Source organism: Denitratimonas organivorans, assembly GCF_037478135.1.
In the GTDB taxonomy this organism is placed as follows: Bacteria; Pseudomonadota; Gammaproteobacteria; order Xanthomonadales; family Xanthomonadaceae; genus Denitratimonas.
The window spans coordinates 101924-112603 of record NZ_JBBHDV010000009.1; the positions used below are offsets into that span (position 1 = coordinate 101924).

A 10680-nucleotide genomic window follows, 5' to 3' on the forward strand; every position below is an offset into this window, starting at 1 on the left:
CGACACCCGGAGCCATTCTCAGACGTGAACGTACCTGCATTCTCCCTGCCCGCCGCTGACACCAGCCCGGCGGCGCCCGCCGTATTGCGGGATGTCGTCGCCTATTCGGTGCGGCGCTACCTGCACGACCTGCACGACCACCAGGCCGACGATCTCTACGAAGTGGTGCTGCGCGAAATCGAAGCCCCGCTGTTCCGCGAAGTACTGCGCCACTACGACGGCAACCAGAGCCGCGCCGCCGCGACGCTGGGCCTGAACCGGGCCACGCTGCGCAAGAAGCTGCGCGCCCACGGCATCGTCTCCTGACCTGACCCTCTTCCGGCGGCTGCACCCAGGGCCGCCCCTTGCATCGAGCCTCCGATGACCGCCTCCCCTTCCCCTTCCCCGGCCGGCGACCGCATTGCGGTACGTCGCGCGTTGCTGTCGGTTTCGGACAAGACCGGCCTGATCGAACTGGCACGCGCGCTGGCCGCACGCGGCGTCGAACTGCTGTCCACTGGCGGCAGCGCGAAAGCCATCCGCGAAGCCGGTCTGGCGGTGCGCGATGTCTCGGAACTGACCGGCTTCCCGGAAATCATGGATGGCCGGGTCAAGACCCTGCATCCTAAAGTCCACGGCGGCCTGCTCGGCCGGCGCGGCACCGATGACGCGATCATGGCCGAACACGGCATCGTCGCCATCGACCTGCTGGTGCTGAACCTGTATCCGTTCGAAAAGGTCTCGGCCGACCCGAACGCGCGCTTCGCCGACATCATCGAGAACATCGATATCGGCGGCCCGGCGATGCTGCGTGCCGCCGCCAAGAACTTCGCGCACGTCGCGGTCGCGACCGATCCGTCCCAGTACGGCGCGCTGCTGGAAGAACTGGATGCGCAGCAGGGCACGCTCTCGCTGCAGACCCGTTTCGCGCTGGCAGTGAACGCGTTCAACCGCGTCGCGCAGTACGACGCGCGCATCAGCGATGTGCTGTCCGCGATCGCCGTGCCATCGGACGCGGGCGCACAACAGCGCGCGCTGTTCCCGCAACAGGCCAATGGCAACTTCGTCAAAGTGATGGATCTGCGCTACGGCGAGAACCCGCACCAGCAGGCCGCGTTCTACCGCGACCTGCATCCGGCGCCCGGCTCGCTGGCCAGCTTCGAGCAGTTGCAGGGCAAGGAGCTGTCCTACAACAACATCGCCGACGCCGATGCGGCATGGGAATGCGTGCGCCAGTTCGACGCGCCGGCCTGTGTCATCGTCAAGCACGCCAATCCCTGCGGCGTGGCGGTCGGCGCCAGCCCGCGCGACACCTACGAAAAGGCCTACGCCACCGACCCAACCAGCGCCTTCGGCGGCATCCTGGCCTTCAACCGGCCGCTGGACGGCGCCACGGTGCAGGCCATTCTGGAGCGCCAGTTCGTCGAAGTACTGATCGCACCTGATTACGAGGCCGCCGCGCTGGAACACGCCACCAGGAAGGCCAATGTGCGCGTGCTGCGCATCCCGATGGCGCCGCCCGCGCCGGGCTTCATCGACGTCAAGCGCGTGGGTTCGGGCCTGCTGATGCAGAGCGCCGATGACCGCGTCGTCAGCCGCGACGAGCTCAAGGTCGTGACCAAGAAGACCCCCACCCAGGCCCAGTTCGACGACCTGCTGTTCGCGTGGAATGTGGCGAAGTTCGTCAAGTCCAACGCCATCGTCTACGCCCGCGACGGGCAGACCATCGGCGTCGGTGCCGGCCAGATGAGCCGGGTGTATTCGGCCCGCATCGCCGGCATCAAGGCCACTGATGCCGGTCTGATGGTGCCCGGTTCGGTGATGGCGTCCGATGCGTTTTTCCCGTTCCGCGATGGTCTGGATTCGGCCGCCGAAGCCGGCATCGCCGCCGTGATCCAGCCCGGCGGTTCGATGCGTGATGCCGAAGTGATCGCCGCCGCCGACGAGCACGGCATCGCAATGGTGTTCACCGGCGTGCGCCACTTCCGCCACTGATCGCCAGCCGCAGCAGCGCTGTCCGCAGCGCTGCGGGTTTCAGCTGCCAGCCTGCACCAGCTGGCGGTACTGGCGCGGCGTAAAACCGGTCACCTGGCGGAACTGGCGCGAGAACGCGCTCTGGTCCGAAAAGCCCGACTGCTGCGCGATATCGGCGATCGGCAACGTCGTGCCACGCAGCAGCCGCGTGGCCTGATCGATACGCGCCTTGATCACGTACTGACCGGCCGAAAGCTGGAAGATCTTCTTCACCCGCCGGTCGAACTGCGCCTGCGACAACCCGGCGCGGCGTGCCAGCGCTTCCATGCGCAATGGCTGGTCGATGTGTTCGAGCAGATAGTCGATGGTGTCGGCAAAGGCGCTGTCGATGAAACCGCCTCGGCTGGGCTCGGTCAGATCCTTGGAGATGCAGGCCAGCCCGATGATCTGGCCGCTGCCATCGCGCAACGGCTCCTTGGTTGAAAGACACCAGCCGGCACTGCCGTCGCGGTACACGGTCAGGTCCAGCGCATCGATGATCGGCTTGCCGGTGCGGAACAGTCGCTCGTCCTGGCGCGCATAGCGCTCGGCCATCGGCGCCGGGAACAGCTCGAACGCGGTCTTGCCGATCGCATCCTGGCGATGCTTCAGATCACAGCGCATCGCCGCCGTCTCACTGATCGAAACGTAGCGCCCCTGGCGGTCCTTGATCGAGAACACGATGTCCGGCAAACGGTCGAACAACCGCTCCACCCACAACGGCGACGCCACGCTCGTCATGAAGCGCTCGCGCCACTGCAGCACCTCGTCTGTTGCCATGTCCATCGTCCCCGTGTGATGCCCGATGCCCCCCGGCAGCGGACGTGCTCCCGTGTCGCGGAGCCCTGCAAGACAGGCGCCCACGCGCGTATTGCGAGTCTAGCCGCCGCACCCTCCGGATGCTGTGCAGATCAAACCGTGGCTGCACCGAAATAGCGCAATACGCAGCACACCAGCATTGCGAGCATGGTCCTGTCGGTTTTTCCGGTTCATCCACCGGTCAGGCAAGGCATCCCAGGGCGAACTCAGGAAGCGATCATGAAACCACGTTGCCACCTCCCCATTCCGGCGCGATGTCTCACGCTTGCGTGGGTTTTCTGCACCACCGCCGCATGGGCGGTGACCCCGCCGCAGACACCGGCACCTCCACCGTCGGATTACACGCAGCACCCCGGCCTTCAGGATCGGATTGATCCAAGAAAAACCGCCCACGTCCAGAGCGAACCCTTGCCGCCCGAGCATCGGCCACCCCGCTTCGGCGACGGGATTTACCAGCAACTGGACTACAGCCGCCCGCTTCCGGCACCGGCGCAGGCCAAGGGCGGATGCGACATCGCGCAATTCGCCGACGCCACCCCGGCCACGATCGTCAGCGTCGTGCAGGCCGCCACCGTCGGATGCGTCAATGAAAACTTCAGCGCCAGCGGGGCACTGGATCAGGCCACCTTCACCGAAGCGAAAATGACCGCCGTGGCGAGCGCCTATCTGGCGGCCGCGCAGAACTATCCCGGCAACAACAGCACGCAGATCACCCAGCTGATCATGTTCCTTCGCACCGGCTACTACGCCGGCGACCGCAGCGCGCTGAACTTCGACACCGCCGCCTTCCGCAGTGTGCTGAAGAGCGCCATCCGGACCTTCGGCGAGCGTGTCCGTGTGAACAATTTCCCGGCATCGGCCGAACATGGCTATGCGCTCCGGGATTCGCTGATCCTCGTCCGGGCGGTGGATGCCATCACCGAAAATTTCGACACCATGGCCAGCGTGCTGAACCACTACGACAGCGCGAGCTATCGCGGCATTTTCGAAATGCGCGGCGCCGTCAGCCAGGTCCACATCCTTTCCTACAACCTGCAATGGGAACCGGACAGCGAAGCCCACATGATCGTCGACGACCAAGGCTTCCGTGAGGCGCTGCGCGACTTTGTCCGCGACAACTGCCCGACCGATTGCGATCTGGGCCAGACCTCGTACCTGATCACCGATGCGGCCTATGAACTGGGAAGATTCCTCCGGATCACCAGCGATGCCACATTCCGCCAGGAAACGCGCGATCTGGTCAAATCCCTGACCACGCTCTATTCGCTGGAGAACCACGCCAACGTCTTCCTGAAACTGGCCGAGATGGTGCACTGGTACGACAGCGCCAACTGCGCCTGGTATGGCCCCGGCGTGTGCACCGCGATGCAGGATCTGCAGGACATGATCCTGCCGCCATCGCAGGCCCGTGTGTGTCATAACGGAAAACTCCGCATCCGCAACCACGACCTGAGCAGCACCCGGCTGGACTTCATCTGCGAATCGTTGCAACAGCAGAAGGACGCCTTCCTGACGCTGATGGCGGTGAGCGAAGACCAGCCGGTGGCCAATGACCACAACGACACGCTGGAAGTGGTGATTTTCAAGGACCAGGGCCACTACACCAGCTACTCCACCACCTTCTTCGGCAACAGCACCAACAACGGCGGCATCTATCTGGAAGGCAACCCCGCCACGCCGGGCAATATCCCGCGTTTCATCACCTTCATCGCACCCAGCAACTGGACCCGGCCAGCCGGCGTCTGGGAGCCGTGGAACCTGCACCACGAGTACACCCACTATCTGGACGGGCGCTACAACTTCCACGGCGGCTTCAGCGCGCTGCCGGGTACCGCGCCGTATTCGGCGGTGTGGTTCACCGAGGGCGTGGGCGAGTACATGGCGCAGTTCTTCCTGAGCAACCTGCCGGCCTCGCAGTTCCCGGCGCTGGCCGATGCGATGGCGCTGTCGTTCCTGGCCCGCAACGACGAAAGCGTCTGGTATGTCGGTAACGAACCCACACGCAATGTGCCGCTGTCGACGGTGTTCAACAACCAGTACAGCACCAGCCCGCAGGACAACATCTACGTCTGGGGCTATCTGGCCACGCGCTTCATGTTCGAACGCCACCGTTCCGATATCGACGCGATGCTGGCGCTGGCCCGGGTCGGCGACTACGCGCCCGGCTACCGCACCTGGCTCGACAACGTGCGCAACGGCAAGGATCAGGAATTCCGCAGCTGGCTGGACTGCTATCTGCTCAACACCGGCGACACCGTGCCCTGCAATCAGGATGTGGCGATGCGTCTGTTCAAGGATGATTTCGAAGGCGCGCCGCCACCGCCCGAGCCTGAGCACATTCCGGTGAATCTGCCGCTGTGCGCTTCCAGCAGCCAGCTGGGCAATGCCTGCAAGGTCGAAGGCTTGCAGGTTTCAGGAAGTGGCACGGCCTGGCTTTCCATCCTGCCGCCGGCCAATGCCAGCCGACTGTGGATCAAGACCCGCAACGGCATGGGCGATGTCGACCTGTACGTGGCAGCTTCACCCACGTGGCCGTATCCGGGAACACCGGACACCTTCAATTCCACCGAAGATGGCAACACCGAAGCGGTGCAGATCGATGCGCCGGGCAATGTCTGGCACAACATCGGTCTGCACGCCAAGAACCAGGACTATTTCTCCGGCGTCGACATCTACGCCTACTGGCTGCTTGATGGGGAAGAAGACATCGACCCGTCCTTCGGCGACCCGGTGGATCCTGAAGACCCCGAAGATCCGGAACAGCCCGACATCCCGGACCTGCCCGAATGTGAAGAAGCCGCCACGCCCACTCTCCGTGACGGTTGCAAGATCAGCGGTTTCAGCCGCCCCGCCAGCAACCGCGCCTACGCCACCGTGTTCATTCCGCCGGGCACGGACACCACCGTGATCCGTGCCGTGGGTGGCAGCGGCGATGTGGACCTGTTCGGCAAGCGCGGAGGCTATCCCACCCCGGAAGACTTCGATGACGCATCCACGAACCCGGGCAACAACAAGATCATCACCCTGACATCGCCTGCCAGCGGCTGGTACAACCTTACCCTCCAAAGCAAGGATGGCCAGGGTTTCGATAACGTCACACTCTATGCGAGTTTTCCGACCGAAGAGCCCGCACCATGAGCACCTGATTTGCCCCCAACCTGCGCGTTCGGCACACTTGCGCGCGCAGAGCAGCCCGGTGCGTTCCCCTGCGCACCGGGCTTTTTTTTTGGCCTTCGCCGCGCGTGCCTCCGGTCGGCACCGCTGCGGCACCACCCGGGAAACCTCCACATGAAAATCCTCGTCATCGGTTCCGGCGGGCGCGAACACGCGCTGGCGTGGAAGCTGGCGCAGTCGCCGCGTGCCAGCGAAATCCTCGTCGCACCGGGCAATGCCGGCACCGCGCATGAAGCCAAATGCCGCAATGTGGCAGTGAAGGCCGACGATATCGACGGCTTGCTGGCGCTGGCGCAGCGCGAAAACGTGGCGCTGACCGTGGTCGGGCCGGAGGCGCCGCTGGTGGCCGGCGTGGTGGACCGTTTCCGTGCCGCCGGGCTGCGCGTGTTCGGCCCGAGCGCTGCCGCCGCGCAACTGGAAGGCAGCAAGGCCTTCGCCAAGGATTTTCTTGCACGGCACGGCATTCCGACCGCGTTCTACGCGGTGCATACCGAAGTCGAGGCTGCACTGGCCTATCTGCGTGAAAAGGGCGCACCGATTGTCATCAAGGCCGATGGCCTGGCCGCCGGCAAGGGCGTGATCGTGGCGCTGACGCTGGCCGAGGCCGAGGCGGCGGTGCGCGACATGCTCGAAGACAATGCCTTCGGCGATGCCGGCGCGCGGGTGGTGATCGAGGAATTCCTCGAAGGCGAGGAAGCCAGCTTCATTTCGATGGTCGACGGCCGCCACGCACTGCCGATGGCCACCAGCCAGGACCACAAGCGCGTCGGTGATGGCGATACCGGCCCCAACACCGGCGGCATGGGCGCCTATTCACCGGCACCGGTAGTGACCCCGGAGATCCACGCCAGGATCATGCGCGAGGTGGTGGAGCCGACCGTTGCCGGCATGGCCACCGATGGCGTGCCGTTCACCGGGTTCCTCTATGCGGGGCTGATGATCGATGCCAGCGGCGCACCGAAAGTGATCGAGTTCAATGTGCGTTTCGGCGATCCGGAAACCCAGCCGGTGCTGATGCGCCTTGCTTCGGATCTGGTCGATCTGGTTGAAGCCGGCATTGATGGTCGCCTGGACCAGCTGCAGGCCGAATGGGATGCACGCCCCGCATTGGGCGTGGTGATGGCGTCACGCCCGTATCCGGACAGTCCGGTGACCGGTGATGTCATCACTGGGCTGGATTCGCTGCCCGATGATGTCAAGGCATTCCACGCCGGCACCACGCTGGATGCGCAGGGCCGTGTACTGAGCGCCGGCGGCCGGGTGCTGTGCGTCACCGCGCTGGGGGACTCGGTATGGGATGCGCAACGCCGTGCCCACGCCGGCGTGGACGCGATCAGCTGGGCCCACGCCTTCCACCGCCGCGACATCGGCTGGCGCGCGATCGCGCGCGAAGGTTGAATCCTACGCCTAGTACATCGCGCACCCGAACGGGGGGCGCGATTACCGGGGCCGTCCTGCATACGCTCGCCGCACCTCCCAACATCACAGTTAAAACCCGTTCCCAGCCGAAACCCCGGCTTCGCAATCCATCGCTTCAACCCCGGCTTGAAGGCCTCGACCAGCGAAGCCGCGCCATCCACCCCTGCCCCTACAATGCCGTTTCCGCAGCCACACAGGTACATCCCGGTGAATGACATGGAATCCGCGCCGCATCACGCCAGAACCCGCATCCTGCCTCTGGCCCTGCTGATGATTGCAATGGCACTGCTCGGCGGCTGTGCCGGCGTATTATCCAGTTACGGCGACCGCAGCGGGCATTCCAGCAGCGTGGTCGATTTCCTCTACCCGAAGGGCACGCCGTTCGAGCCGGTCGAACCGGGCACGCCACGGATTCCGCTGCCGGCGCGGGTCGGATTGATGTTTGTACCCTCGTCCAGCAGCCCGCCCGGGCTCACCGTCGCCAACCGCGAGCAATTGCTGGAAAAGGTGCGCCACGCATTCCGCGAACAGGACTTCATTGAACGCATTGAGATCGTGCCCGACAGCTATCTGCGCCGTGGCGGCGGCTTCGACAACCTCGAGCAGATCGCACGGATGCATGGCCTGGATCTGGTCGCGCTGGTGTCCTACGACCAGATCAGCCAGCGCAACGAAACCGGCGCCTCGTTCCTGTACTGGACCATCATCGGCGCCTACACGATCCCGGCCACGCGCAACCAGGTCAGCACGTTTGTCGAAACCACGGTGTTCGATATCCGCAGCCACGCGCTGCTGCTGCGCGCACCCGGACAGGATCAGCGCGACCTCCAGTCCACCGGCGTGCGTTCGGACGAGCGCCGCGAAACCCTGGCGCGGGCCAGCTTCAACGCGGCGGTGGACGACATGATCCCGAAGCTGGACAGCGCGATCCGCGAATTCGCCATGCGTGCAGGCGAGGATGGCCGTGCCGAGCTGTACGACCGGCGCAGCGGTGATGCATGGCGTGGCAAATCAGGCGGCGGGAGCATCGGAACATGGGAACTGGCCCTGCTGCTGGGCGCACTGGCGCTGATGCTGGCCTCGCGCCGGCGCTGATCGTCGCCAGCACCAGCATCGCGCTGGCGCTGGCCAGCCTGTGGTGGCCCGGCGCCTTTGACCTGCTGGTACTGGAGCGCGGCCAACTGGCACGCGGCCAGCTCTGGCGCCTGTGGAGCGGGCATCTGGCGCATATCGATGCTCCGCACGCCGCACTGAACCTGGCCGGTGCCGGCCTGCTCGCATTGATCGCCCGGCGCCGGCATGAACTGGATGCGCTGCTGCGCGCCAGTGCGCTGATGATGCCGCTGCTGTCCGTCGCTTTGTTGTTTCTGATGCCGTCGCAGCAGGCTTATGCCGGCCTGTCCGGCCTGCTGCACGGCTGCGCCGCCTGGCTGCTGATACGCCGTGGCGGCTGGATCGGCGCCGCCGGGCTGCTACTGATCGCGCTGAAACTGCTGCTGGAAAGCCTGCCCGGTTATCCCGTGCAGCACGGGTTCCCGGTGGTACTCGAGGCGCACCGTGCCGGTGCGCTGATCGGACTGCTTGTCGGCCTGTTCCGAAAACGTGGCTGAGCCTCCAGACAGCATCACAGCGAACCGCAACAAGTAGCCCGGGTAACGCATAGCCGCACCCGGGGTGGGCTTTACCGGAGATTCCAGCCCCGGGTGCGCTGCGCTTGCCCGGGCTACGTGGTTTGCTGCGAGGCCTGGCAGGGTTTCGTTGTTGTGATTAGCCTGCATCCCAAGCCGGCTCGCCAGCATCGCCGCAGCCATCGTCAATCCACCGGCACCACGCGCAGCAGCATGGTGTCGGCGGCGATCACGCGCACATTGGCGCCCAGCGGCAGGTCGGGCCCTTCGACCACCCAGTAGGCATCGTCGATGCGTACCTGGCCGCGGCCATTGATGATCGGCTGCACCAGCGGCAGGGTGCGCCCGACCAATTGCGCCGAACGCCGGTTCAACAGCGGGCTGTCATTGCGCTCGACCCGCTGTCCGCGCAGTTTCCAGCCCAGACCGGCCGAGGCCAGCGCCAGCAGCGCGAACACGATGCACTGCGTCACCAGCCCCAGATCCGGCAGCAGCACCAGGATCAACGCCAGCGCGGCGGCGGCGAATCCCAGCCATAACAGAAAGGCGCCGGGCAACAGCGCTTCGGCGGCGAACAGTGCCAATGCCAGCCCTGCCCAGAACCATGCCGTTCCGATCCATTCCATCGCGCTTACCTCACTGCGGGCTGGCCGGGGGTGTCGGGTCGGTGGTGACACGCGGGACGCGCGGGCGCGCCGCTGCACCTTCGTTTGAAGATGTCGCTGCGGCCGCGTTGCCGGAAGCACGGGTCAGCTCGACGATGCCGGCCAGTGAACCCAGTACGCCGGTGGTTTCCATCGGCAGCAGCAGCGTCTTCTGGTTCGGCGAATCGGCGAAATCCTTCAGCGCTTCGACGTATTTTTGTGCGACGAAATAATTGATCGCCTGCACATCGCCCTGCGCGATGGCCTCGGACACCATCGTGGTGGCGCGGGCCTCGGCTTCGGCCAGGCGCTCGCGTGCCTCGGCATCGCGGAACGCAGCTTCGCGCCGGCCTTCGGCATCCAGCACGGCAGCCTGCTTTTCGCCTTCGGCCTTGAGGATCGCGGCGGCGCGGAAGCCTTCGGCCTCCAGAATATTGGCGCGCTTTTCGCGCTCAGCCTTCATCTGCCGCGCCATCGAATCGATCAGGTCGCGCGGCGGCTGAATGTCCTTGATCTCGATGCGATTGACCTTCACGCCCCAGGGATGGGTGGCCTGATCGACCACCGCCAGCAGGCGCGAATTGATCTCGTCGCGCTTGGAGAGCGATTCGTCCAGGTCCATCGCGCCCAGCACGGTGCGGATGTTGGTCATGACGAGATTGAGGATGGCGACTTCCAGCTCGGCCACCTCGTAGGCCGCCTTGGCCGCATCCAGCACCTGGAAGAACACCACGCCATCCACCTTCACCACCGCGTTGTCGCGCGTGATGACGTCCTGGCTGGGCACATCCAGCACCTGCTCCATCATGTTCATGCGATGCCCGACCGCATCCACCCAAGGCACGATGAAACCCAGCCCGGGCGAGAGCGTGTGGGTGTAGCGACCGAAGCGCTGCACCGTGTATTCGAAGCCCTGCGGTACCGACTTCACGCCACGGAAGATCGAGATCACGACGAAGGCCAGCAGGATCCAGACAAAAAACATGTGAGGTGCTCCAACAAGG

The 10680-nt window shown here is 65.2% G+C and carries 9 protein-coding genes; 6 read left to right on the forward strand and 3 right to left on the reverse strand.

Annotated features, from left to right (window positions below):
- The first annotated feature begins 24 nt into the window (after positions 1–24).
- On the forward strand, positions 25–306 hold the full coding sequence (locus WDB66_RS10590; protein WP_339398546.1) for a helix-turn-helix domain-containing protein: 282 nt from the start codon (positions 25–27) through the stop codon (positions 304–306).
- A 54-nt stretch (positions 307–360) separates the two neighbouring features.
- Positions 361–1974 carry a bifunctional phosphoribosylaminoimidazolecarboxamide formyltransferase/IMP cyclohydrolase gene (gene purH / locus WDB66_RS10595; protein ID WP_339398547.1) on the forward strand — a complete coding sequence of 538 codons (1614 nt, stop codon included), beginning with the start codon at positions 361–363 and terminating at the stop codon, positions 1972–1974.
- A 39-nt stretch (positions 1975–2013) separates the two neighbouring features.
- Here purH and WDB66_RS10600 read toward each other — a convergent pair whose 3' ends face one another.
- Entirely contained in the window at positions 2014–2772 is a 759-nt protein-coding gene (locus WDB66_RS10600) for an AraC family transcriptional regulator (protein WP_339398548.1), read from the reverse strand.
- Positions 2773–3219: 447 nt separating this feature from the next.
- On the opposite strand from WDB66_RS10600, the gene WDB66_RS10605 reads away from it, so the two are divergent.
- From WDB66_RS10605 to rrtA, 4 genes are all read left to right on the forward strand, one after another.
- The gene (locus tag WDB66_RS10605) at positions 3220–5949 is read left to right on the forward strand and encodes a M9 family metallopeptidase (RefSeq protein WP_339398549.1); all 2730 of its coding nucleotides are present in this window, start codon (positions 3220–3222) and stop codon (positions 5947–5949) included.
- A 150-nt stretch (positions 5950–6099) separates the two neighbouring features.
- Positions 6100–7383: a phosphoribosylamine--glycine ligase gene (purD, locus tag WDB66_RS10610; RefSeq protein WP_339398550.1), complete on the forward strand. Its 1284-nt coding sequence runs from the start codon at positions 6100–6102 to the stop codon at positions 7381–7383.
- A gap of 237 nt (positions 7384–7620) precedes the next feature.
- Positions 7621–8499 carry a rhombotarget lipoprotein gene (rhlP, locus tag WDB66_RS10615; protein ID WP_339398551.1) on the forward strand — a complete coding sequence of 293 codons (879 nt, stop codon included), beginning with the start codon at positions 7621–7623 and terminating at the stop codon, positions 8497–8499.
- On the forward strand, positions 8439–9014 hold the full coding sequence (gene rrtA / locus WDB66_RS10620; protein ID WP_339398552.1) for a rhombosortase: 576 nt from the start codon (positions 8439–8441) through the stop codon (positions 9012–9014). The genes rhlP and rrtA overlap by 61 nt, the downstream gene beginning before the upstream one ends.
- Positions 9015–9217: 203 nt before the next feature.
- Here rrtA and WDB66_RS10625 read toward each other — a convergent pair whose 3' ends face one another.
- Both WDB66_RS10625 and WDB66_RS10630 read right to left on the reverse strand, forming a co-directional pair.
- Complete coding sequence (locus WDB66_RS10625) at positions 9218–9658, reverse strand: NfeD family protein (protein ID WP_339398553.1); 441 nt, start codon at positions 9656–9658, stop codon at positions 9218–9220.
- 10 nt (positions 9659–9668) lie between these two features.
- A complete protein-coding gene (locus tag WDB66_RS10630) occupies positions 9669–10661 on the reverse strand; it encodes an SPFH domain-containing protein (RefSeq protein WP_339398554.1) in 993 nt (330 codons plus the stop codon).
- Between the last annotated feature and the right edge of the window lie 19 nt (positions 10662–10680).

Coding starts and splice junctions, on each gene's coding strand:
- purH (WP_339398547.1), top strand. CDS start 361: ATGACCGCCTCCCCTTCCCCTTCCCCGGCCGGCGACCGCATTGCGGTA.
- WDB66_RS10600 (WP_339398548.1), bottom strand. CDS start 2,772: ATGGCAACAGACGAGGTGCTGCAGTGGCGCGAGCGCTTCATGACGAGC.
- purD (WP_339398550.1), top strand. CDS start 6,100: ATGAAAATCCTCGTCATCGGTTCCGGCGGGCGCGAACACGCGCTGGCG.
- rhlP (WP_339398551.1), top strand. CDS start 7,621: ATGGAATCCGCGCCGCATCACGCCAGAACCCGCATCCTGCCTCTGGCC.
- rrtA (WP_339398552.1), top strand. CDS start 8,439: ATGGGAACTGGCCCTGCTGCTGGGCGCACTGGCGCTGATGCTGGCCTC.
- WDB66_RS10625 (WP_339398553.1), bottom strand. CDS start 9,658: ATGGAATGGATCGGAACGGCATGGTTCTGGGCAGGGCTGGCATTGGCA.
- WDB66_RS10630 (WP_339398554.1), bottom strand. CDS start 10,661: ATGTTTTTTGTCTGGATCCTGCTGGCCTTCGTCGTGATCTCGATCTTC.